The organism is Maribacter sp. R77961, from assembly GCF_044594925.1.
Classification (GTDB): domain Bacteria; phylum Bacteroidota; class Bacteroidia; order Flavobacteriales; family Flavobacteriaceae; genus Maribacter.
On the sequence record NZ_CP138991.1, the window covers coordinates 158,457 to 183,212 of the forward strand.

A 24,756-nucleotide genomic window follows, 5' to 3' on the forward strand; every position below is an offset into this window, starting at 1 on the left:
AATGAATTTAAAAGACATACATAACGTGTACTTCATCGGAATAGGTGGTATTGGTATGTCTGCGCTTGCGCGATATTTTAAATTTATCAATAAGAATGTTGCAGGATACGATAAAACAGAAACCCCTTTAACAAGAGCACTTTCTGAAAATACTATTGCGATACATTACCAAGATAATGAGTCGTTTATTCCATCGGTATTTAAGAATGTAGAAAATACTTTAGTCGTTTACACTCCCGCCGTTGGTGAAACCAACTCGGAATATCAATATTTCATAAACCATAATTTTCAAGTAAAAAAGCGGTCCGAAGTTTTAGGCTTAATTACCAAGGACTCTTTTTGCTTTGCGGTTGCTGGTACACATGGTAAAACAACCACTTCCAGTATTCTTGCGCATTTGTTAAAAGAAACAGGAACTTCGTTGACCGCCTTTTTAGGTGGTATTTCGGAGGATTTTAATAGTAACTTTTTATTAGAGGGCACCGAGTATTCGGTAGTAGAAGCAGATGAGTTTGATCGTTCCTTCTTAAGGTTAACGCCAAATGTTGCTTGTGTAACCTCCATGGATGCTGACCATTTGGATATTTACGGAGATTCGGGTGAATTAGAAAAATCGTTTTTGGATTTTACGAAGCGACTAAAACCCAATGGAAAGTTGTTTGTAAAGAGTGGTTTGCCTCTAGAAGGGATAACCTACGGTATTGAAGATGATTCGGATTATTGCATCCGAAATATAAAAATAGAACAAGGTACCTACGTATTTGATTTGGGCACTCCGTTTTCAGTTTTAAAGGGGGTGAAGTTCAATAAACCGGGAAGGCATAATTTGCTTAATGGTTTAGTTGCTTTTGCTATGGCGATAGAGGCAGGTTCCCCACCGCATCGACTAGCCGGGGCTTTAGCTACTTTCAAGGGAGTGGAAAGAAGATTTTCGTACAAAATTAAAAACGAGGAATTTGTATTTATTGATGATTATGCGCATCATCCCACAGAGATAAATGCTGTTTTTGAGGCTATTGCAGAGATGCATCCCGAGAAAAAAGTATTAGCAATCTTTCAGCCACATCTATTTTCAAGAACCAAGGATTTTGGAAATGATTTTGCGCTAAGTCTTTCCAGATTTGATAGTATTTGCTTGCTAGAAATTTATCCGGCGAGAGAAAAAGCTATCCCTGGAATAACTTCAGATTGGTTGTTGGGCAAGATATTAAATCCCTCTAAAAAAATAATTCAAAAAGAACAAATTATATCAGAAATAAAAGCTCAAAAACCTGATGTCCTGGTGACCATGGGAGCAGGAGATATAGGGTTAGAAGTAAATAAAATTAAAAAGGAACTGTCTTATGCGTATTAATTGGAATATTTTAAAGTTTGTTGTCCTCGTACTTGTGGTAATGGGGCTTTACGCATTTTCCAACCAAAGAAGCAATAAGAAGAATATTGCGAAAATAAAGGTAGAATTCGTTGGGGACCAAAATTTATACCTCACAGAAGGGACGGTTAATAAATTGTTAATACAAAAATACGGACGGCTCGAAAATGTGCCCAAAGAAAAATTAGTTTTGAATACTGTAGAGAAGGTCATTGCGACCAATGAAATGGTGAAAAGTGCCCAAGTCTATCTTACTATAGATGGTGAGCTTACGTCTAAAATTGTTCAACGTAAACCAATCGGACGCATAGAAGGGAATTCAAAATTCTATTTGGATGACGAAGGAAAACGCATGCCGTTTTCTAATAATTATTCAGCTAGGGTGCCCATAATTACAGGTAATGTAACGGGGGAAAGCCTTAAAGATGTGTACGAGATTTTGGAATTTATAAATAAGGACGATTTTTTACGGAAAAATATAATTGGTATTCATGTAGCAGCAGAGGATGACTATCAATTAAAATTTAGGCTGAACCGCTTTGTGGTGAATTTAGGGGGTATTGATAATCTAGAGGAAAAGTTCAGCAATTTCAAAGCTTTTTATACAAAAGCGAACAAGGATAAAACGTTGAAAAATTTTGCGGTCGTCAGTTTAGAATTCAATAACCAAGTGGTGTGCACTAAAATATAACAGAAATGGAACAAACTAAGTATTCAGTAGGTCTAGACATAGGAACAACGAAAATCGTGGCCATAATTGGTAAGGAAAACGAGTACGGGAAGATTGAAATTTTGGGTATTGGAAAATCCAAAAGTTTAGGTGTTCACAGAGGGGTTGTAAATAATATTACGCAGACCATCCAATCAATACAGCAGGCAGTTGAAGAGGCAGAGAGTAATTCTGGTCTTAAAATCGGTTCCGTAGTGGTGGGTATTGCAGGACAGCACATACGAAGTTTACAGCATAGCGATTATATAACAAGAAGGAATTCTGAAGAGGTTATTAATGATGAAGATTTAGATACCCTTTGTAATCAGGTCTATAAGTTGATTATGCTTCCGGGAGAAGAGATTATCCATGTTTTGCCACAAGAATATAAAGTAGATGGGCAGGCGGAGATTAAGCAACCGATTGGTATGTATGGAGGTCGTTTAGAGGCCAACTTCCATGTAGTTGTGGGGCAAGTGACTTCCATTAAAAACGTAGGGCGCTGTATTAAGAGTGCCGGCTTGGATTTAGGAAATATTACCCTAGAACCTTTAGCATCTTCTGATGCTGTGTTAAGTCAAGAAGAGAAAGAAGCCGGTGTTGCGTTAATAGATATAGGAGGTGGTACTACAGATTTAGCCATTTTTAAAGATGGTATTATCAGGCATACGGCTGTAATTCCTTTTGGTGGCGGTGTTATCACCGAAGATATAAAAGAAGGATGCTCTATTATAGAGAAGCAAGCAGAACTGTTGAAGATGAAATTTGGTTCCGCCTGGCCTGGTGAAAACAAGGATAATGAAATTGTTTCTATCCCGGGACTAAGAGGTAGGGAACCAAAGGAAATAACATTGAAAAATTTATCTAAAATCATCCATGCAAGAGTAGTGGAGATTGTAGAGCAGGTGTATGTGGAGATAAAGAATTATGGTCACGACGAACAAAAGAAAAAACTGATTGCGGGAATCGTTTTAACCGGTGGAGGAAGTCAATTAAAGCACTTAAAGCAGTTGGTGGAATATATCACAGGTATGGATACCAGAATAGGATATCCTAATGAGCATTTGGCGGGCGATTCTGATGAGGAAGTTGCCAGCCCATTATATGCAACTGCTGTAGGATTATTGATGAATGCGATAAAGAACGATTCGAAAGTGCCAGCGCAAGGCGCCATGAACGGTGATAACATAGAAACGGAAGAAGGAGAATTGGTCTATGCAGAAAATGAAGACGCTAACATTTCCAATAATGGTGGAAAAAGAGAAAGAAAGTCAGTTTTTGACAAGTGGTCCGAAAAATTAAAGGAGTTTTTGGACAACGCAGAATAATAAAGCATACAACGAATACAATAACCAGTAATAAAATTAATATGAGTAAGAACAGCGAATTTGATAATATCTCTTTTGATCTTCCAAAGAATCAAAGCAACGTTATAAAGGTCATTGGTGTAGGTGGTGGTGGTAGCAATGCTATAAACCACATGTTCCAAGCCGGGATTAATGGCGTTGATTTTGTAATCTGCAATACAGATTCACAGGCATTGGACAATAGTCCTGTTCCTAATAAAATTCAGTTGGGAGTTTCTTTAACAGAAGGATTGGGAGCTGGTGCCAACCCTGAAGTAGGAGAGGAAGCTGCTATGGAAAGTATGGATGATATTAAGCAGATGCTTGATAACACTACAAAGATGATATTCATTACCGCTGGTATGGGTGGGGGAACAGGAACTGGTGCTGCTCCCGTAATAGCCAAATTTGCTAAGGAAATGGATGTCTTAACTGTGGGTATCGTTACCATGCCATTTCAGTTTGAGGGAAAAATGAGATGTGATCAAGCCCAATTGGGTATTGAGAAGCTGAGGAGAAATGTAGATTCGTTGATCGTTATCAATAATAACAAATTAAGGGAAGTTTATGGAAACTTGGGCTTTAAGGCAGGGTTTTCAAAAGCTGATGAAGTATTGGCTACGGCAGCTCGTGGTATTGCAGAGGTGATTACGCATCACTATACACAGAATATAGATTTACGTGATGCTAAAACGGTGCTATCGAACAGTGGTACGGCCATAATGGGCTCTGCGATAGCTTCGGGTTCATCAAGGGCCAACGAAGCTATTATGAAGGCTTTGGATTCTCCATTATTGAATGATAATAAAATCCAAGGCGCCAAAAATGTACTGTTACTTATCGTTTCCGGTGCTCAGGAAATTACCATAGACGAGATAGGGGAAATAAATGACCATATTCAAGTAGAAGCTGGTTACGGGGCCAATATCATTATGGGTGTAGGTGAGGACGAAACTTTGGGAGAAGCAATTGCTGTAACCGTTATTGCTACGGGTTTCAATATTGAGCAACAGGATGATATCGTAAATACGGAGACAAAAAAAATTATCCACACGCTTGAAGATAGTCAGCGTGCGGAGAAAGAATTATTGTCTAATAATACTACGGTACATACCTTGGTAGTTGAGGATGAAGAGGAAAAAGCGGCACCAGCTCCGGAAACGCGATATGAGCTTTTGGACGATGGGGATTTCGATTTAATACCTACAACAAGCTACATAAAGAATTTCAATGTTTTTTATGAAGAAGTGGTTGCAGAGAATGTTTCCGAGGACGACTTTATTATCATTGAATCTTCCGATGCACTTCGGAATATAGAAGTAGTAGAACCTGAAATATTAAAAGTTGAAGAGGAGGATGATCAGTTCGCGATGAGTTTTGATTTGCCTTTAAAGGATGAAGAGGAGAAGGAAAACGTTATCACGTTCAGCTTAGATGACGATGTAAAGGACATGGACGTAAAGGATAGTGTTGAAATTATACCAGTTTTGGAATACAACAAGACTGGAGAAACACGCTATAGTCTTGATGATTATATGCAATTGGAGAATCAACTGACAGGCGCTAAGTCTAAAGCAGAGGAGTTTGAACCAAAAATTATTGAAGACGAGTTGGTTTTTGAAAAGAAAACCGTCGCAGATAATAGTGCTAGCATAGACACGACGAATAGAGAAGTAGACCCAATGGAAACACCCATTGAGGAGCTTTTAAAAGAAAGAGCGGACGAGCGTAGGAGAAAATTAAAAGATTTTAATTACAAGTTTAAGAACAGTCTTAGCAATATCGATGAAATTGAGAAGGAGCCTGCCTACAAAAGACAGGGTGTAAATTTAAATGATAACCCTAGGGAGAATAAAATTTCTAGAACAAGTTTAAGCGATGACAGTAATGACGAAATTCAGTTAAGGTCTAATAATTCTTTTTTGCATGACAATGTAGATTAAGCAATCCCTTATTGAACAAGTTTAAACCCGAAAACAAAAGATGTTTTCGGGTTTATTTTTTTATCTTCGTGCCGCTAAAAAAAATACCATGGGACTACAACAAAAAGTAATGGAGCAAATGAAAACAGCCATGAAAGCTAAGGATACCGTGGCTTTAGAATCATTAAGGGCAATTAAATCAGCGCTATTATTGGCACAGACAAGTGGTGATGGTGATTTGTCGGAAGACGATGAAGTAAAGTTGGTTCAGAAACTGGTAAAGCAAAGAAAGGATAGTGCTGCTATTTTTACAGAGCAGGGAAGAAATGATTTGGCAGAACCGGAATTGGCTCAGGTGGCTGTTATAGAGCAGTTCTTACCCGAACAACTTACGGAAGAAGAAATAGAAAAAGTAGTAGTGCAAACAATAGATGCTACTGGCGCTTCCGGCATGAAAGACATGGGTAGGGTTATGGGAATGGTTTCCAAGGAACTTGCAGGGCAAGCAGATGGGAAAACAATATCCACAATTGTAAAGAATAAATTATCTTCGTAAGCCAGTACTTACTTTAAAATAATGGCCTCGTGGCGCAACTGAATAGCGCATCAGATTTCGGCTCTGAGGGTTGGGGGTTTGAATCCCTCCGGGGTCACTACAAGCGGAAAACCACGTCTTTTTAGACGTGGTTCTTTGTTTTGCGGAAAGATGGAAAGCGATAGATTTGAAATCTTTTAGCAAAACAAAGAACTAAGGCGATAGCCTGTAGTTTTCCATTTGCAAAGGGGAGCTTTAAGGGAGGGGCGCAGCCAATCCCTCCGAGGTCAGGAAGGGCGTAGAACTACTTCTTTTTTGATTTTCAGGAAGACTAGAGCCTATGAGCTTATCTTTATAAGGATATAATAAAGTTAGTATATCATATGGTACACTCCGAAAGTCTAACTTTTTAGCTAATTTAAGGGCTTATGAAGTTTGTAATTGCACCCGATAAATATAAGGGCTCTTTGACTGGGCTAGAATTCTGCGAAGCAGTATGCGAAGGCATGCAGGCTGTTTTTCCAGAAGCTTTAATTATGTATAAACCATTGGCCGATGGAGGTGATGGCACTTTGGCTGTTGTACGACATTACTTAGAAGCGGATACCATAAAAGTCCTTGTAAACGACCCGTTATTCCGAAAAAGAGAAGTAGAATATTTATTGTCAAAGGACAAACGAACGGCTTTTATAGAACTGTCAGAAGCTTCAGGATATAAATTACTACGTAAGGATGAGCTCAATTGTATGTCCACCACTACTTTAGGCACGGGTGAACTTGTAGTAGATGCCTTAAATAGGGGCGCTAAGGAAATTATATTAGGTATTGGGGGTAGCGCTACTAATGATGGCGGTATGGGTATTGCTGTTGCTTTAGGGTATGAGTTTTTAGATAGCAATAAAAATATTCTGAGCCCCGTTGGAGATCAGCTTATAAAGGTTAATGAAATACGAAAGAGCAACCTTCACCCTAGACTTTCAGAAGTAAACATCAAAGTGGCCTGTGATGTTCGTAACCCTTTCTTTGGCACGAATGGGGCAGCATACATTTATGGACCTCAAAAAGGAGCAAGTAGGGAAGAAGTTGAATTCCTAGATAAAGGACTCCAACATTTCGCAACGATTATAAAGCAGCAATTTGGTATGGATATACAAAAAATCTCTGGCTCTGGTGCTGCTGGTGGTGTAGGTGGTGGTACAATTGTCTTTCTAAATGCGACGCTCCACTCCGGAATTGATTTAATTAAAGAGATTGCAGGTTTTGATGCGGCAATAGTAAACGCAGATTGGATAATAACCGGGGAGGGTAGATTGGATAGCCAAACACTCTCTGGAAAGACTATCGCCGGAGTTCTTGAATCCGCTAAAAAACGGCATATTCCCGTAGCGGCTTTATGTGGTGCTGTTGCATTATCGCCTGAGCATCAGGAAAAAATGGGTTTGACTTACGTGTGTGCTATCTTAAGGGATGTGTCTAATTTAGATCAGGTTATAGCTAAAAGCAAAGAAAATTTGGTTGCTGCTGCGTACAACTTTGCTAAACTGATAGAAGCTAATTGCCGTTAACATCTTTTAATGCTTATTGATAATATGCTGTACAATCATTCCTGCGTGAATTCTAGAATTTTCTATAAACCACTTGTGGGTTTCCATACCTCCACAGATAACACCCGCTAGGTAAAGTCCTGCTATGTTACTTTCCATAGTTTCAGGATTGTAGTTCGGTAATCGTCTTTCATCTTCAGAAAGTTCAATACCTAGCTGTTCTAAAAACTCAAAATTGGGCATATACCCGGTAAGTGCAAGTACAAAGTCGTTGGGTAGTGCTACCTTACCCTCGCTCGTATTTAAATAAATTTCATCCTGCGTTATTTCGGTTACGGTGCTATTGTAATAAGCCTTGATACTACCTTCTTTAATTCTATTGATAATATCTGGGCGAACCCAATACTTAACGCGTTGACCAACTTCTGGTCCACGGATAATGAGACTTACCTCTGCTCCTTTTCTCCAGCACTCCAAGGCAGCATCTATGGCCGAGTTGCTTGCGCCGATAACCGCAACTTTTTGTCCGGCGTAGAAATGGGGGTCCTTGTAATAGTGACTTACTTTGGGCAAGTCTTCACCAGGAATGTTGAGTAGGTTGGGGATGTCATAAAAACCCGTGGCAAGAACAACATTCTTACTACTGTAATTACTTTTATTGGTGATTGTCTCAAAATGGTCACCGTCTTTACTAAGTGTGGTAACCTTTTCGAATAAATTAATGTTCAATTTGTTATTGGTAACGATTCTTCTATAGTATTCTAAGGCTTCGTCTCTTTTTGGTTTTGCTTCTTTGCTTATAAACGGAATGTTATCTATTTCTAATTTTTCCGAAGAAGAGAAAAATTGCATGTTATTTGGGTAATTAAATAGTGAGTTAACAATAGGTCCCTTTTCTAGAATTACGTAGGAGAGTCCTTTTTTTTGTGCTTCAAGTCCGCAGGCAATACCTATTGGCCCACCACCAACTATAATTAAGTCCAAAAGTTTCATTGTTCAGTTATTTCCTTAAGTTCTTTGATGGTTTGTGTGGGATTATCGCTTTTAAATACAAAGCTTCCTGCTACAAGTATATCGGCACCTGCATTGGTCAAGGCCTTAGCGTTAGAAGAGGTGACACCACCATCAATCTCAATTAAAGTGGCAGTACCTTTCTTTTTAATTAACGCTTTTAACGCTTGTACCTTCTGATAGGTGTTTTCTATGAAAGATTGACCACCAAAACCAGGATTTACACTCATAATACAAACAACGTCGATATCTTGAATACTATCTTCTAAAAGATGAACAGGAGTATGAGGATTAAGGGCTACTCCCGCTTTCATTTGAGCAGCTTTTATAGCTTGTAATGTTCTATGTAAATGGGTGCAAGCCTCATAATGCACTGTGAGGATGGAAGCTCCCAAATCTGCAAAAGTTTCAATATAGCGGTCTGGGTCTACAATCATTAAGTGCACATCCAACGGTTTGGTGGCATGCTTTGCTATCGCTTTTACAACGGGCATACCATACGAGATATTGGGTACGAATACGCCATCCATAACATCGATATGGTGCCAATCCGCATCGCTTTTATTGACCATTTCAACATCGCGTTGTAAATTGCCAAAATCTGCCGCCAATAGAGACGGTGCAATTTTTATTTTACTCATTATTTAAGACTATTTCCTACAAAAATAGGGAATTGAAGGCTGTAATTTTGGAGAGTTAGCCTTCAATTGATTTTACACCTGCTTTTTGCAGTTCCTTGTTTATTTTAGAAAGGTTTTTAGTCATAATGCTTTTAAGATCTGTCATATGCGTATTGAGCTCCTTAGACAATTCTTTAAATACTTTATAAGCGCCATCCGTTGGTTTTGCCTCTCCGTTTTCCATACTTCTCCGTAAAGATGCCAATCTATTGTTTAACCTAATAGGAAAGTTCAAAGGATCTTGTCCTGATTGATTTTTCACTTGGTACAAAGCTTCTTCTATAGCCGATAATTCATTTAAAAAGGGAGTTATGGTCTTTTTATAAGTGTTGGTTGAAAGTTTGGCTTTGTGTGCTGATAGATGCTTTTTTATCGCTCTTATCCGAATCACTGATTCGTTTGCCATAGAAGTCTTTTGCATGATTTTGTTCGCAAGCTCAAACTGTTCGTCTAAATCTTCCTTTGTAATCCCCTTTAGGTTGGGATTTATAGTGACCTTAAAAGGATAGGTTTTTTCATAGTCTTTTGTTTTCATACGAATTTTGTAGTCGCCAATAGGTGCTTTGGGTCCTCTTGTTGGTCTTGCACTCCAAATAATCATTCCTTCAAATTCAGTAGCGCCGGGATATCTCAGGTCCCAACTAAAGGTATTAAGGCCTTTTGCCGTGGTAGGTTTTGTAGAACCTCCTTTTTTCCACCAGGGAATATCGGGATCTTCCTTATATTCGGTCTTACTACCAGTAAAAGTGTCTATGAGATTATCGTTGGCATCTAGGACTTCAAAGGTTATCGTGTCTAATTGCTCTTTTAAATAATATTGAACGGAAGCTTCTGAAATTCCTCTAATTGCATCAGTGGGCTTAAAAAGGACAGCAGATTGATTCCTCATTTCTGGCCGGTATTGCCTTATAGGTTGAATATCGTCTAAAATCCAAAAGCCTCTGCCGTGAGATCCCAGAACAACATCATTATCTTTTATTACTAGGTCGCGAATTGGAGTGTCTGGTAGTTCTAATTGTATACTTTGCCATAGTTCACCATCGTTTAAGGAAAAATAAACGCCATGTTCAGTAGCTAAAAACAGTAGGCCTTCTCTTATGTGATCTTCTCGTATTGCCCTAGCGAAATGGCCGTCCTGGATTCCGCTAACAATTTTTGTCCATGTTTTACCGTAGTCATGTGTTTTGAAAACGTAGGGTTGACGGTCATCTACCTGATATCTATTTGCTGCTACGAATAAGGTTCCGGGACGGTGTTTGGATTCATCGATAATACTGACACGTGAAAATTTTGGAAGGTCTTTTGGGGTAATATCCTCCCAACTAGTGCCTCCATTACGTGTTATGTGAATTTTTCCATCGTCAGAACCGGCCCAAATAGTATTGATGTCGTGAGTTGATGGCGCTAATGCAAAAACCGTGGCGTAAATTTCAGGACCATTCATGTCCATTGTTATAATACCTCCAGTTTTCCCCAGAGTTTCAGGGTCGGCATAAGTAAGGTCTGGGCTAATTTTCTCCCAAGATTGTCCGTCATTGGTCGTTTTCCAAACATGTTGAGAGCAAGTATACATAATTTTTGGGTCTTGTGGTGCAAACATGATTGGGAAGGTCCATTGCCATCTTTCTGGTAATGCACTAGCTGGCTCACCGGAGAAGAATCTAGGATATACTTGTATATCCCTTGTTTGTCCATTACTTCGGTCGTATCGCGTTAAAAGTGCTCCTTGGCTCCCGGCATAAAAAATATCTTTGTCAACGGGATGTTGTGTAATCCAGCCGCTTTCACCACCACCTACTGCATAATACCATCCCTTGTTCGGGCCGCGGGCAAGCATATGGTCCCAGCCATCGCTTGGCATGGCAAGCGTACTATTGTCTTGCTGTGCTCCGGCTACATGGTAAGGTACATCACTAGTCGTCATCACATGGTAAAATTGCGACGTTGGATAATCTTGCTCCGTCCAGCTCTTTCCACCGTTGATACTAACGTTTCCGCCACCGTCATTGGAGTTAATCATACGGTCGGGATTATTAGGGTCTATCCAAAGGTCGTGGTTGTCTCCGTGGGGTACTTTTATGGTAGTGTCAAATGTTTTACCGCCATCGGTAGATTTGTAAAAACCTGTATTTAAGCAGTATACCGTTTCCTTATCTAGTGGGTCTGCATAAATTCGTGAGTAATAGAACGCGCGTTGACGTAATTTGCGCTCCTCATTAGTTCTTGTCCAGGTTTTACCTGCATCATCAGATCTAAATACGCCTCCTTCATTTGCTTCTACGATGGCCCAAACACGATTAGAATCTACAGGAGAAACAGTGACACCTATTTTTCCGATTGGTCCTGCCGGCATTCCTGTATTTGAAGTTAAATCTGTCCAGTTAGTCCCGCCATCACTAGATTTCCATAATTTAGAGTCGCCTCCGCCGCCCCACATTTTCCAAGCTTTTCGTTGTACTTCCCAAGTGCTTGCATAAATTACTTCTGGATTGGTACGATCTATAATTAAATCTACAGCACCCGCTTTTGCACTCACGTATAATACTTTTTCCCAGTTGGCGCCCCCATCCGTACTTTTGAATACGCCACGTTGCTCATTGTCTCCGTAGGGATGACCTAAAGCTGCGACATAAACGATATCAGGATTTGTAGGGTGAATTCTGATGCGTGCTACGGCCTGTGTTTGTTCGAGCCCTAAATGTTTCCAGGTTTCGCCGCCATCTTCTGTTTTGTAAACACCATCTCCTTGGGTTATACTTCCCCGTAATTGTACCTCGCCCATACCTATATAAACAATATCCGGATTGGTCTCTGCAACCGCAACCGCACCAACAGAGGAACTTGTTACTTGACCATCGGTTACAGGCTTCCATTCGGTACCTCCATCAACAGTTTTCCATAGCCCACCACCTGTGGCACCGAAATAATACTCATTGGGTCTGCTTGGGCTGCCAGCTGAACCTAAAGAACGGCCGCCGCGGTTGGGGCCAATATTCCTCCATTCAAGACCTTCGTAGAATGAGGGAGGAATGGCTTTATCCATTTTTTCGGATAAAGACTGGCCTTTTTGAGCTTGTAAGAGCGCGCAAAATAAAATAGTTATAAGTAGAAGGTTCTTTTTCATTTTATTATTTTTAAAAGATGCTATTATAATAGTCCATTTTAGGAGTTATTAAATTAACATAATTTACCCATTTCTTAGCATCTTAATCCTTGATTTTTTTATACTATAATATAGCATAGGAAAAGTTTTGTGACATTAGGGGAAACCATATTCGTTATTCTATTTTAAGGGCTTTATATGTGCCTTATTGTAATAAGTAATCCATATTTAGATGGAAAGTTGGCGTAAACCTTCATAAACGGCAATAGCCACAGCGTTCGCTAAATTTAGGCTTCTTATCTGTGAAGCTTTTAGCGGAATTTTGGCTACAACTGTATTCTTTGCAGATAAAAGTGACTTTGGGAGCCCTACGGATTCCTTTCCAAAGATTAAAAATAAATTTTCCGAATACTCAATTTCCCAATGGGTCTTTTTACCATGTGAAGAGAAAAAAACCATTTCTTTATGGCCATGCATTTTAAAGAATTCCTCTTGGTTTTCATATATGGATACGGAAATGTGTTTCCAATAATCCAGCCCAGCTCTTTTTAGTTTCTTGTCCGTTAATTCAAATCCGAATGGCTTTACTAAATGTAATTTTGAACCTGAAGCTAAGGCCAACCTTCCTATATTTCCAGTATTATTTGGAATCTCGGGCTCAATTAAAACGATATTTAATGGCATTATCTATTTGATGGATTTTAAATATAATTCTTCTACTTTCTTTCTTGCCCAAGGTGTCCTTCTAAGAAATTTTAAACTCGACTTTATAGAAGGATTACTTTTAAAGCAATTAATATTTATTTGACCCGCCAAATCTTCCCATGTATACTTTTGTGTAAGATGTTCCATAATAGCTGACAGTTTTACACCGTGTAATGGATTATTGGGCTGTTGCATTTTTTTATGAATTAGATAAACAAATTACCTAACAATTTTTTTCTGTTAAGGTATATAATGAAAAAACTCCGGTAATCAGCCGGAGTTTATTCATCAATCAAAAAACGAACAGTCATGATAAACTGTTGTTACCGTTAAAATTACAACTTATATGCCAAATTTCCAATTTAAGAATTGTTTAACAGGCAAATCAGTGCAAATTTTTACTTTTTGCGCTTATCCTAGATAAGTTTTCAAGATTTTACTTCTAGAAGTATGCTTTAGCCTACGAATAGCCTTTTCTTTTATTTGACGTACCCTTTCCCTTGTAAGGTCAAAGGTTTCGCCAATTTCTTCCAATGTCATTGAATGCTGACCTGCAAGACCAAAGTATAAGCGAATTACATCTGCCTCTCTTGGCGTTAATGTTTCTAATGCTCGCTCTATTTCCGTTCTTAAGGATTCATGTAATAATTCCCTATCCGGGTTTGGAGACTCACCACTACGTAATACATCATAAAGGTTAGAATCTTCACCATCAATCAGTGGCGCATCCATGGATACGTGCCTTCCTGAGTTTTTTAAAGATTGTTTTACATCATCAACAGTCATATCTAACTCCTTTGCAATTTCTTCAGGAGAAGGCATTCTTTCGTGCGCTTGCTCTAGAAATGCAAATGTCTTGTTGATTTTATTGATAGAACCAATTTTGTTTAATGGCAAACGAACAATCCTAGACTGTTCTGCTAATGCCTGTAATATAGATTGACGGATCCACCATACGGCGTAGGATATAAATTTAAATCCCCGCGTCTCGTCAAAACGCTGTGCAGCTTTAATCAGACCAAGGTTTCCCTCGTTGATTAAATCCGGTAAAGTAAGTCCTTGGTTTTGGTACTGCTTGGCAACTGAAACCACGAATCTGAGGTTGGCCTTTGTAAGTTTTTCAAGAGCGATCTGGTCGCCTGCCTTGATGCGTTGTGCCAACTCTACTTCTTCATCAGCGGTAATCAAGTCCACTTTTCCAATTTCTTGTAAGTACTTGTCCAAAGATGCGGTCTCCCTATTGGTGACCTGTTTTGTAATCTTAAGCTGTCTCATTACTGTAAATTAAGTTCAATTGCATAGACTGCATATACTTATACGTAAAAAAGTCTCAAATGTTACAAATAAGTGTAAAAAAACTCTTTTTTCCGTTGAACAGCATAAAAAAAGCCCCAACGTAAATGTTGGGGCTTTCTGTATTTTACAAGGAAAAGCGCTTAGTCTCTTCTTGGTTTGCGGTCACGATTATCGCGCCCGCCACGCCTGTCATCTCTTCCACCACGATTTCTATCGTTGTTTCTTGGTGGTCTTTCTACGTAACCTTCTGGTTTTGGTAAAAGCGCTTTACGAGAAACTTTCTCTTTACGTGTTCTAGGGTCTGTACCTAAGTACTTCACTTCAAACTCATCTCCCATATTAACAACATCAGAAACATTTTCTGTACGTTCCCATGCTAATTCGGATACGTGTAATAAAGTCTCGTTGCCGGGAGCATCAAGATATTCTACAACAGCACCAAAATCTAACATCTTAATAACTTTTACCTTGTAAGATTCGTTCATTTGAGGTTTAAACATCAAAGAATCTATTTTACTAAGTACAGCATCAATACCATCTTGGTCTGTTCCTAATATCTCAACAATACCTTCTTCGGTTACAGGGTCTTCATTGATAACAATAGTTGTTCCTGTTTCTTTTTGAAGTTCCTGAATCACTTTTCCACCAGGTCCAATAAGTGCACCTATGAATTCATTAGGAATGGTACGTGTTACCATTTTTGGAGAATGTGGTTTCACATCCGCTGCAGGAGTAGCAATCGTATCCGTTAATTTCTCTAAGATATGTAAACGACCTGCTCTAGCTTGTTGCAATGCATTTACAAGAATTTCATAGGACAGACCTTTTACCTTAATATCCATTTGGCAAGCAGTGATTCCATCAGCAGTACCTGTTACTTTAAAGTCCATATCGCCTAAGTGATCCTCATCACCCAAGATATCTGAAAGTACAGCGTATTTACCTGAATCTCCATCAGAAATTAGTCCCATGGCAATCCCAGAAACGGGCTTTTTCAATTGCACACCGGCATCCATCATGGCCATTGTACCAGAACAAACAGTTGCCATAGAAGAAGAACCGTTAGATTCTAATACTTCAGAAACTACACGAACTGTGTAAGGACAATCATCAGGAACCATTCCTTTTAAGGCGCGTTGCGCTAGGTTACCGTGACCAACTTCTCTACGGGATGTTCCACGGATTGGTCTTGCTTCACCTGTGGAGAAAGGAGGGAAGTTATAGTGTAAATAGAAATTCTCCTCGCCTTCATGAGATGGCATATCTATTTTATTGGCATCTCTAGAGGTACCTAAGGTTACGGTTGCTAATGCTTGTGTTTCACCACGGGTAAATATAGCGGAACCATGCGTTGATGGTAAGTAATCTATTTCACACCAGATAGGACGAATCTCGTCGGTCTTACGACCATCTAAACGCAAACCTTCATTTAAGGTAAGGTCACGAACCGCAGCTTTTTCAGCTTTATAGAAATACTTGGAAATTAAGCCGCCAAATTCTTCTTGCTCTTCATCAGAAAAAGAAGCTTTAACGTCTTCTTTGATTTCTCCGAAAGCAGCACTTCTCTCGTGCTTTGCAGAACCAGCTTTTGCTATTGCGTATACCTTGTCATAAGTAAGTTCGTACACCTTTTTTTCTAGTGCTTCATCCTCGCGCTCACCTTCATATTCACGTACCTCTTTCTTGCCGAAAGCTTCAGCTAGTTTAACCTGAGCGGCACATTGTATCTTAATGGCTTCATGAGCAAATTTGATAGCTTCTGTCATTTCCTCTTCGGAAATTTCATCCATTTCACCTTCAACCATCATTACTGAATCAGCTGAGGCACCAATCATCATGTCTATATCAGATTCTGCTAATTGCGCTCTAGTAGGGTTGATAACGAATTCGCCATTTACACGAGCTACTCTTGCTTCAGAAATAGCGCATTCGAATGGGAAATCGGATAATTGAATCGCAGCTGAAGCTGCTAAACCTGCCATTGCATCTGGCATAACGTCTTCATCATGAGACATTAATTGAATCATCACCTGTGTTTCTGAGTGATAATCTTTCGGAAAAAGCGGTCTTAATACACGATCTACTAAACGCATGGTTAGTACTTCGCCATCACTAGGTCTGGCTTCTCTTTTGAAGAAACCACCTGGGTAACGCCCTGCGGCAGCAAATTTTTCACGGTAATCTACTGTTAGTGGAAGAAAATCCACATCAGATTGCTTGTAGTTGGAAACAACTGTACATAATAACATACATTTTCCGGATTGAACTACGACAGAACCGTGCGCCTGTTTCGCTAATTTTCCGGTTTCGATAGAAATTTCCCTACCGTCACCAAGGTCTATGACCTCTCTAAATACTTTTGGAATCATAAAATTGATTTTTACCCAAGATTATTTCTCGGGATTTTGTTAAACAATGGTCATTCCGACATTTTTGATGGTCGGACTGTTGTTGTGTTGTTGTGTGGACCAATGAAAAACTATGTGTAGCTTTTTGTTTTTGTCGTTTTTAACTTCTTAGACTTGAAGTACTTTAAAAAAAGGGGATGGCTAACCATCCCCTTTTTAAATTATTTTCTAATACCGAGTTCTTTAATAAGCTCTCTGTACTTTACGATGTCTTTCTTTATCATGTAATCCAGTAGACTTCTTCTTTTACCTACCAGTTTTACTAATGAACGTTCCGTGTTGTAATCTTTGTGGTTCTTTTTTAAGTGACCGGTTAAGTGGTTAATGCGATGTGTAAACAAGGCAATCTGTCCCTCAGTAGAACCTGTGTTCTCTGCTTTTCCGCCGTGTTTCTTAAAAATTTCGGCTTTAACTTCTTTTGTTAAATACATTCCAATATTATTTTAAATGATTTTTATGTATCTGACTGGTTTTCAATCAGGCTGCAAAGATACCATAATTTTTATTTTCAAAGCCTAATGTTTTTGGATATTTTAATATTAGAAGGCACAGTTAGTTGGCAAGGGTGCTTGGGTTTCTAGATTTGATGCAAATTTCGTATCCAACTCCGCTTTCGTAAAGCCCATAAGTACGCTTCCTTTTAAAACCCCATCTCCGTATCCTAAGTTATTCATGTGTGCCCTGATATAGACTTCTTGTTCTTTGGATATGGCTATGGTTCCTCCAGAGCGTGTAAAGGGCTGTTCGTTTACATGGCTGTGTCCTAGAATTCTGCGATATAAAAGATTTCCCTCCAAATCAATAACCTCCCACCAATCCGCGTACTGTTCGCAACCGGCATCTGTGCTTAGAATAGTTACACTAAAGGTATAAACATTTTCTTCTCCCGTTACTTCGATAGCTGTAACTTGGGCAGCTTTTGAGTTGCTTATTTCCGTAGGTTCTTCTTCGGTTTCGGATAGGGAAGACATGTTTTCCGAGGCGCAACAAAAAAGCCATAAAGTAGATAATAATATACCTGATTTTATGGCCGTTTTCATTTTATTAGAATATTTTAAGATCTCACGGGATTATTTTGAATTAAATCGATATACAGATTTATTTTTGTTTTTAAATCTCGTCTATGCGTTATAAAATCCAAGAACCCATGTTCTAGCAGGAATTCAGAAGATTGAAACCCTTCTGGCAAATCTTTTCCTGTGGTGTCCTTTACAATACGGGGTCCTGCAAATCCTATAAGTGCTCCTGGTTCAGCAATATTAATATCGCCCAACATAGCGTAGGATGCTGTTGTACCCCCTGTTGTTGGATCTGTACAAAGTGAAATATAGGGTAAGCCTGCTTCTGCCAGTTGCGCTAACTTAACAGATGTTTTAGCTAGTTGCATTAAAGATAGTGCAGCTTCCATCATACGTGCTCCACCTGATTTGGAAATCATAATAAAAGGAACTTTCTTTTTAATGGCATGGTCAATACCACGAGCAATTTTTTCACCAACAACACTACCCATAGATCCACCAATAAAACTAAAGTCCATACAGCAAATCACAACATTTTTACCCAAAGATTTTCCAAAACCAGTTCTTACGGCATCTTTAAGGCCGGTTTTTTTCTGAGCAGCTTTTAAACGGTCTCCATATTTTTTGGTGTCCTCAAATTTTAATGGGTCTTTGGAATTTAGCTTTACATCTAACTCCGTAAACTTATTGTCATCAAAAAGGATTTCAAAATACTCTTTGCTGCCAATTCTTACGTGATAGTCATCTTCTGGACTAACATAGAAATTCTTTGCCAAATCTTCAGATTCTACAATTTTACCTGTTGGCGACTTATACCATAAACCTTTTGGTGTGTCTTTCTTTTCCTCCGTAGTGGTCTGAATTCCTTTTTCCTTTCTTTTAAACCAAGCCGTCATATTGTCCATAGTTTAGATTAGTGAATTTAGGAATTTATAATGTGTTTATGTTGTTCAGATCTTCAAAAGCTTTCTTTAGCCTGTCTATGAACGCCGTTTCGCCTTTTCTCAACCAAACTCTTGGGTCGTAGAATTTCTTGTTTGGCTCATCGGCACCTTTTGGGTTTCCTATTTGTGCCTGTAAGTAATCTTTGTTGTCTTGAACATAATCTCGCACTCCAGAAAGGAAGGCGTACTGTAAATCAGTATCAATATTCATTTTTATAACACCATAGCTAATTCCTTCTCTGATTTCTTCAACGGTAGAACCTGAGCCACCATGAAAAACAAAATCAATATGGTTGTGTTCAACACCGTATTTCTCAGAAATAAACTCTTGTGAGTTCTTCAGAATTTTTGGTGTAAGCTTTACGTTTCCTGGTTTGTAAACACCATGAACGTTACCAAAGGCAGCCGCAATTGTAAATCTTGGACTCACTTTAGAAAGCTCTTCGTAGGCATAGGCTACTTCTTCTGGCTGTGTATATAACTTAGAATCGTCTACATCGGAATTGTCAACCCCATCCTCTTCTCCACCAGTGATTCCAAGCTCAATTTCCAAGGTCATCTCCATTTTGCTCATACGCTCTAAATACCCTTTGCAGATTTCAATATTCTCCTCCAAAGGTTCTTCAGAAAGGTCGATCATATGAGAACTGAATAATGATTTGCCGGTTTCTGCAAAATGTTTTTCACTAGCATCTAGCAAACCATCTATCCAAGGCAATAATTTTTTTGCACAGTGATCGGTATGTAAAATAACCGTAGCTCCATAAGCTTCCGCTAACTGGTGAACGTGTTTTGCTCCTGCTACAGCTCCTTGTATGGCTGCATTTTGCCCTTCGTTAGAAAGTCCTTTACCTGCATTGAACTGTGCGCCACCATTAGAGAATTGAATGATGACAGGCGCATTAAGACTTGCTGCGGTCTCAAGCACTCCATTAATAGTGTTTGATCCTATTACGTTAACAGCGGGTAATGCAAAAGCTTTTTCTTTAGCATATTTAAAAATTTCCTGAACTTCGTCTCCGGTTGCAACGCCCGGTTTAATATTGTGAGCCATATTGATGTTTTGGTCTGTTAGTTTCTACAAAAATGTAGGGCAAAAGTAATAAAACAATTAGATTTAAAATGGATAGTTAATACCAATTTGTAATACGGAGTTGGCAAAATTGTAGTCTCTAAACCATCTTTTAGAAGGAATCTCAGCTGGGTTGTAGGTTTTGAAACCCAAATCTAACCTGAAAAGGAAGTAGGTGAAATCGTATCTAAGTCCAAAACCCGTACCGAGTGCAATATCCCTTAAGGAGTCAAAACCGGTAAATATGGCATCAGGATTTTCTACATCGTCAAACACGTTCCATATGTTACCTGCATCGGCAAAAAGGGCTCCATTGATATCCCCTACAATAGGAAAACGATATTCTAAGTTCAAGGCTATTTTTAGGTTAGCTTCATTAAAATCATTAATTGCTGAAGTACTTCCAGGTCCTAGGGAATAGGGAAACCAAGCTCTATTGTCATTGGAGCCTCCGGCAAAATAACTTCGTACAAACGGAATATTTTCAGAGTTACCGTAAGGTATTGCTATACCAATGAACGTTCTTGCCGCCAGTACATTGGAACGAGAAAGGGCCCAGTATTTTACAACATCAAACTCTGTTTTTACATATTGGGAGAAAGGGACGCCAAAGACGAGTAGTTGGTCCCTATCGTTTTCGTTAAATGCTATTAAGTTAGAAAGGCCAGACAACAAGTTTCCTGCGCTTTCCAATTTAAAACGAAATTGATAAAAATTGTTATCCGTGATACCGTTCCTGTTATTTTTATTGAACGTGTAATTTGTTGCAAAGATGAGATTGTTCTCTGTAAGACGTTCTTCCCGTTCCGCAATACTGTTTACATTGTTAAAATCCTCTTGGGTAAAACCACTGTTCGAAGTTGGGATTACTCCACTGCGTACGTCGCTTATGAATCCGGTAGTGCCCGGTATCGTCCCGGTCTGTGCCTCACTTGGTGTGGTAATGTTTCCATCTTCATTAAAATAAGTTGGGTCTACTAGGGGACTAACAGCTTGGTCGCTGGCGATATCGTTCAACTGGTTGTACGTAGTTCTATATACATCAAAGAATCTGTTACTGTTCACATTTCTTACATATTGAACATTCAGAAGCTCTATGGAATTCTTCTTAAATTCATTCGGTGTCCAATTGTAACCAAGTGTGGTGTTAAAGGTTTGTTTGTCCAGTCCTATGTTTTTTTGGAAACTAGTACCTAGTGCTATCCTGGTTTTTGGTAAGGTGTAGTTAGGAATAAGCTTGGATGTGTTTAGGAAAGGAAACCATATTCTTGGAAAATCTAACGTAATTTCTCCTCCGATTTCAGAAAAATAGTCCTCCTGGAAGATTTCTCTACTTAAAAGACCGAAAGCACCATCTACCGAAAGACTAAGATTTTCTGCTCCTTTAAAGATGTTACGTATCAGTAGAGAGGCTCCAGCACCAATACCAAGTCTTCTAAGATTAGAACGGCTAATTTCAAAATTAGTTCCTAGGGAATACTTTGGCTTAGGAGCTAAGTAAATGCTGGTATTTACCTTGGTTCCGGTACTATCCTCTTTAAATATGACATTTGGATATTTAAAAATATTAAGGTTGTTCAACTGTCTAGAGGTCCTAATTTTGTCTATATCCCGGTAAATAGCACCTTTTTCAAATAGAATGGCGTCTGCAAGTGTCTTTGGTTTAATTTGAAAATTATCTGAATAGTGAAAAGTGAAATCGCCGTATGTTATGCTGCGCTGTGGGGTGGTTTTGTAGGAGGATAGGTAATCTGTATAAACATCTATAGTATTGATTTTTTCTACTTTGTATTCCGAAGTCGTTACTACATTTTCTCCTCTTTTCTTAAGGTCTCCAATATTAAGGGTAATATTCATTTTCTGGTCATCTTCTGACCTTACCGTATCCCTCACAATATCAAAAGTAATAGAGCTCCCCTGAAAATTTCGGATACCGTTGTTCCTGAAAATCTCTGTCAGGCGCTCCCTTTCGTTGTTAAAATCGGCTAGATTAAATTGTTTTCCTTGTTTAACCAATGACCTGTCCATATGAAGGAAATAAATAGAATCAATGGCTTTGGAAGAAATTTCATTGGCTACGGAATCTACCATAAACGGTTTTCCAAGATTTATTTTATAATCTATGTATGCGCGCTGCTTTCGTTTGGTAGTATCGACCTTATAAGTAGTTGTATTTAAGAAATAACCTTTTGAATCGTAATAAGCGCTTAAACGCTCTAAGCTTCTTCTGGTCCTTGAAGTATCTAAAACTGTTGGAACTTCACCGATTTCTTTTAACCATTCGCTTAAACCTTTTACCAAAAACGATTCTCCGAGTCTGTTGACCTGTTTTTCCGATAAAAATTTAGTGAGCCTTTCCTTTCTGCGGGGTTTACGGTTTAACCAATCTTGAAATAGGGAATCCGGATTTTCCTTTGCAAGGTTATATAGATTTAACCTGAGTGGATAACCTAGTAGCGCAGTGTTGGGTTTTTGATAGATTAGGCTGGCTACATCTTCATCGTTAATTTTAAGGGAGTCTACCAGAATGGTATTCCTTGCTACTAAGTATTCGTCGTTTTCAATTTTTTTAAGTGAATTACATGAGAGCGTAACTATGGTCAGTAGTAAGAATAAGCTTATTTTAGCGATGCTATTTTTAGGGTTTGAAAACCTCCTCATATTAATCAAAAATACATTATTTGTATGGTTGTAAAAAGTGAATTGAAACTTATCAAAAGCTTACAGCAAAAAAAGTACCGAAATGAACATGGTCTGTTTGTGATAGAGGGAAAAAAGGCCGTGGAAGAGTTATTGTGTTCCAGTTTCAAGGTATTCAAGATTTATGTTACGAAGGATGTTCTTCCGATAAAAAACATTAAAAATCAAGAGGTGCTGCTACCTAAGGAAATGAATCAGATCAGCAGTTTAAAGAACCCAAACGGAGTTGTTGGCGTTTTTTATATTCCTAATGCTGCTCCTGTAGATTTTAGTGATTGGGTCCTAGCACTAGATGATGTTCAAGACCCTGGAAATTTAGGAACTATAATTCGGCTTTGTGATTGGTTCGGGATACCCTCCTTGGTCTGTTCTAAGAATACAGTAGATTGTTATAATCCGAAGGTGTTACAGGCTACTATGGGTTCTATTGCCCGCGTAACTATTTCTTATTTAAATCTGGATATATTCTTGTCGGAGGTGTCGGTCCCGGTTTACGGTTCTTTTATGGAGGGGAACAGTGTATATTCAGAAGAACTTCCCAAGACTGGGGTGCTGATTATGGGTAATGAAGGAAAGGGGATTTCGAATAAGATAAAGAAGTTATGTGATTACAAGATTACCATACCGAGACACGGGAAATCTAAAACCGAGAGCTTGAACGTGGCAACGGCAACAGGTATTTTAATGAATGAACTGAGAAGGGAGTAAGGAATTTTTTACGCTTATTCAAAAGTAAAGTTGACAAAAAGTCCCCTAGTGCGCATACCATCTATATTTCCGGTCCATGGGCTATTTGGGTCGGCATCACGAACCAACTCATCTGTAAGTGCGAAAACACCTCTTATGGATGGGGTAAACTTAAAATACTCTAAGTAAAAATCTATTCCAAAACCCAGTTCATAGTTATAAACCCATTTTTTCATTCTAAATGTCCCCGAGCTATTATCATCTAAACTATCCTCATTACTACCAAGGTTTAGGCTTGTAGACCCACCACCTATTAAAAAAGGTTTCCAATTCCCAAATCGTTTGGCGCTTACCTTTAACAGTAGCGGAAAATTGATATAGGTTGATTTTACTTCGCGGATTGCATCTCGTTCCTCATCGAAACCTGGAAAACCTAAATTTCTAGATGTATAGTGAAGACCTGGCTCAAAGCGTAGGTCCAAGAAATTGTTTATCCGCAGTTCACCAATAAGGCCCACATTAAATCCTAGCGTTTTATCGACTAAGACGTCTCTTGCATTCTCTTCATAATCAAACTTAAAATCATATTGGTTGAACCCTAAAAAGTATCCCCAATTAAGAAATTTTTTATCCTCATTTTCTTTATTAAGAATAGGGCGTTCGTTAAATTGTGCATGGAGCGAGGGCATTAAAAAGAGTAGCCCCACACTTATAAAAAACCATTTCCTCATTTATCAACAATTACTCCGTAGATATTAATCCATCGGATTTATCTTTAAATCTAGCTGCGTTTTCTGGCAACGTAGATAGATGCAACCCCAAATGTTTGAGGCTTGTTCACTACATCTATAAACCCAATTTTAAGTAAAATATTGTTGAAGTTTTCTCCATGTGGAAAAACGGCGGCAGATTCGCTTAAATAGCCATACGCAGAATTGTCCTTTGAGAATATTTTACCTATCAACGGTAAAACATGTTTTGTGTAAAAATGGTAACCTTGTTTAAACGGTGTCCTGGTAGGTACGGAGGTTTCTAAGACCACTAGGCTACCACCGGGTTTCAATACCCTAAGTATCTCGGCTAGACCTGTTTCCAAAGTTTCAAAATTACGAACACCAAAAGATACTGTAACCGCGTCAAAACTATGGTCCGGATAACTTAAATTTTCGCTATCGCCAACAACCATGTCAATTTTAGGGTCTAATTTCTTCTCTTTTATCTTTTCCTTTCCTACTTGTAACATGCCAGGAGAAATGTCTAAACCTATAATTTTTTCAGCACCGGTTTTTACAAGTGCTATGGCCAAATCACCCGTGCCTGTAGCAATATCCAAAATAGTTTGAGGCTGTTCTTTTTTAAGTAGCGCTACAACTCTTTTTCTCCATTTTATATCAATGCCAAAAGAGATGACTCTGTTCAGCCCGTCATAATCTTTAGAAATCGTATCGAACATTTTAGTGACCTGCTCTTTCTTGCCAAGTTTGGAGTCCTTATAGGGAGTTACTTTATTGGGCATCGTCTTTTTTTTGCAAATATACGACTTAGGGCTTGCTTGTAAGTGGATTAATTGTGATTGCTAATGGACAAGGTTAAAAGCACTAAAATTAGTAGTGGCCTTTATTTAATTGTGTAATTTTGCATCGAAATAGGCGTTAACTATATATTATCTGATTTTTAATATGCTATTAGAAACTAGTTGATTA

21 protein-coding genes and 1 tRNA gene are annotated in these 24,756 nt (G+C 38.7%); 8 read left to right on the forward strand and 14 right to left on the reverse strand.

Annotation, left to right across the window (positions count from 1 at the left end):
• Position 1: 1 nt before the first annotated feature.
• From murC to SJY09_RS00710, 7 genes are all read left to right on the forward strand, one after another.
• The gene (gene murC / locus SJY09_RS00680; RefSeq protein WP_396637057.1) at positions 2 to 1,354 is read left to right on the forward strand and encodes a UDP-N-acetylmuramate--L-alanine ligase; all 1,353 of its coding nucleotides are present in this window, start codon (positions 2 to 4) and stop codon (positions 1,352 to 1,354) included.
• Entirely contained in the window at positions 1,344 to 2,063 is a 720-nt protein-coding gene (locus SJY09_RS00685; RefSeq protein WP_396637058.1) for a cell division protein FtsQ/DivIB, read from the forward strand. The genes murC and SJY09_RS00685 overlap by 11 nt, the downstream gene beginning before the upstream one ends.
• A gap of 5 nt (positions 2,064 to 2,068) precedes the next feature.
• Complete coding sequence (gene ftsA / locus SJY09_RS00690; protein ID WP_396637059.1) at positions 2,069 to 3,409, forward strand: cell division protein FtsA; 1,341 nt, start codon at positions 2,069 to 2,071, stop codon at positions 3,407 to 3,409.
• A 41-nt stretch (positions 3,410 to 3,450) separates the two neighbouring features.
• On the forward strand, positions 3,451 to 5,370 hold the full coding sequence (gene ftsZ, locus SJY09_RS00695; RefSeq protein ID WP_396637060.1) for a cell division protein FtsZ: 1,920 nt from the start codon (positions 3,451 to 3,453) through the stop codon (positions 5,368 to 5,370).
• Positions 5,371 to 5,458: 88 nt separating this feature from the next.
• Positions 5,459 to 5,905, forward strand: coding sequence for a GatB/YqeY domain-containing protein (locus tag SJY09_RS00700; protein ID WP_396637061.1), 447 nt, complete (start codon positions 5,459 to 5,461; stop codon positions 5,903 to 5,905).
• A 23-nt stretch (positions 5,906 to 5,928) separates the two neighbouring features.
• A tRNA-Arg gene (locus SJY09_RS00705) sits at positions 5,929 to 6,002 on the forward strand.
• A 310-nt stretch (positions 6,003 to 6,312) separates the two neighbouring features.
• Positions 6,313 to 7,449: a glycerate kinase gene (locus SJY09_RS00710; RefSeq protein ID WP_396637062.1), complete on the forward strand. Its 1,137-nt coding sequence runs from the start codon at positions 6,313 to 6,315 to the stop codon at positions 7,447 to 7,449.
• Positions 7,450 to 7,455: 6 nt separating this feature from the next.
• On the opposite strand, the gene SJY09_RS00715 is transcribed toward SJY09_RS00710, so the two are convergent.
• The 12 genes from SJY09_RS00715 to SJY09_RS00770 form a co-directional block, all read right to left on the reverse strand.
• Complete coding sequence (locus SJY09_RS00715; protein WP_396637063.1) at positions 7,456 to 8,421, reverse strand: YpdA family putative bacillithiol disulfide reductase; 966 nt, start codon at positions 8,419 to 8,421, stop codon at positions 7,456 to 7,458.
• Entirely contained in the window at positions 8,418 to 9,080 is a 663-nt protein-coding gene (rpe, locus tag SJY09_RS00720; RefSeq protein WP_396637064.1) for a ribulose-phosphate 3-epimerase, read from the reverse strand. The genes SJY09_RS00715 and rpe overlap by 4 nt, the downstream gene beginning before the upstream one ends.
• A gap of 55 nt (positions 9,081 to 9,135) precedes the next feature.
• Positions 9,136 to 12,243, reverse strand: a complete 3,108-nt coding sequence (locus SJY09_RS00725; RefSeq protein ID WP_396637065.1) for a WD40/YVTN/BNR-like repeat-containing protein — start codon at positions 12,241 to 12,243, stop codon at positions 9,136 to 9,138.
• 207 nt (positions 12,244 to 12,450) lie between these two features.
• Entirely contained in the window at positions 12,451 to 12,906 is a 456-nt protein-coding gene (locus tag SJY09_RS00730; RefSeq protein WP_396637066.1) for a tRNA (cytidine(34)-2'-O)-methyltransferase, read from the reverse strand.
• Positions 12,907 to 12,909: 3 nt separating this feature from the next.
• On the reverse strand, positions 12,910 to 13,122 hold the full coding sequence (locus SJY09_RS00735; RefSeq protein ID WP_396637067.1) for a VF530 family DNA-binding protein: 213 nt from the start codon (positions 13,120 to 13,122) through the stop codon (positions 12,910 to 12,912).
• Positions 13,123 to 13,338: 216 nt separating this feature from the next.
• Positions 13,339 to 14,202 carry an RNA polymerase sigma factor RpoD/SigA gene (locus SJY09_RS00740; protein ID WP_058106041.1) on the reverse strand — a complete coding sequence of 288 codons (864 nt, stop codon included), beginning with the start codon at positions 14,200 to 14,202 and terminating at the stop codon, positions 13,339 to 13,341.
• A gap of 161 nt (positions 14,203 to 14,363) precedes the next feature.
• Positions 14,364 to 16,592, reverse strand: a complete 2,229-nt coding sequence (locus tag SJY09_RS00745; RefSeq protein WP_396637068.1) for a polyribonucleotide nucleotidyltransferase — start codon at positions 16,590 to 16,592, stop codon at positions 14,364 to 14,366.
• 200 nt (positions 16,593 to 16,792) lie between these two features.
• The gene (gene rpsO / locus SJY09_RS00750; RefSeq protein WP_068482293.1) at positions 16,793 to 17,062 is read right to left on the reverse strand and encodes a 30S ribosomal protein S15; all 270 of its coding nucleotides are present in this window, start codon (positions 17,060 to 17,062) and stop codon (positions 16,793 to 16,795) included.
• Positions 17,063 to 17,170: 108 nt separating this feature from the next.
• The gene (locus SJY09_RS00755) at positions 17,171 to 17,671 is read right to left on the reverse strand and encodes a hypothetical protein (RefSeq protein WP_396637069.1); all 501 of its coding nucleotides are present in this window, start codon (positions 17,669 to 17,671) and stop codon (positions 17,171 to 17,173) included.
• 14 nt (positions 17,672 to 17,685) lie between these two features.
• Positions 17,686 to 18,546 (reverse strand): acetyl-CoA carboxylase, carboxyltransferase subunit beta, encoded by an 861-nt coding sequence (gene accD / locus SJY09_RS00760; protein WP_396638577.1) that lies wholly within the window; start codon positions 18,544 to 18,546, stop codon positions 17,686 to 17,688.
• A gap of 34 nt (positions 18,547 to 18,580) precedes the next feature.
• Positions 18,581 to 19,648: a class II fructose-bisphosphate aldolase gene (fbaA, locus tag SJY09_RS00765; protein ID WP_396637070.1), complete on the reverse strand. Its 1,068-nt coding sequence runs from the start codon at positions 19,646 to 19,648 to the stop codon at positions 18,581 to 18,583.
• Between the two features lie 63 nt (positions 19,649 to 19,711).
• On the reverse strand, positions 19,712 to 22,327 hold the full coding sequence (locus tag SJY09_RS00770) for a BamA/TamA family outer membrane protein (protein WP_396637071.1): 2,616 nt from the start codon (positions 22,325 to 22,327) through the stop codon (positions 19,712 to 19,714).
• A gap of 24 nt (positions 22,328 to 22,351) precedes the next feature.
• Between SJY09_RS00770 and SJY09_RS00775 the strand changes: the two genes are divergently transcribed.
• Complete coding sequence (locus SJY09_RS00775) at positions 22,352 to 23,074, forward strand: TrmH family RNA methyltransferase (RefSeq protein ID WP_396637072.1); 723 nt, start codon at positions 22,352 to 22,354, stop codon at positions 23,072 to 23,074.
• 14 nt (positions 23,075 to 23,088) lie between these two features.
• Here the strand turns inward: SJY09_RS00775 and SJY09_RS00780 are convergent, their stop codons facing one another.
• Together SJY09_RS00780 and ubiE are read right to left on the reverse strand one after the other, a co-directional pair.
• The gene (locus SJY09_RS00780; RefSeq protein WP_396637073.1) at positions 23,089 to 23,784 is read right to left on the reverse strand and encodes a porin family protein; all 696 of its coding nucleotides are present in this window, start codon (positions 23,782 to 23,784) and stop codon (positions 23,089 to 23,091) included.
• A gap of 50 nt (positions 23,785 to 23,834) precedes the next feature.
• The gene (gene ubiE, locus SJY09_RS00785; RefSeq protein WP_396637074.1) at positions 23,835 to 24,569 is read right to left on the reverse strand and encodes a bifunctional demethylmenaquinone methyltransferase/2-methoxy-6-polyprenyl-1,4-benzoquinol methylase UbiE; all 735 of its coding nucleotides are present in this window, start codon (positions 24,567 to 24,569) and stop codon (positions 23,835 to 23,837) included.
• Positions 24,570 to 24,756: the final 187 nt, after the last annotated feature.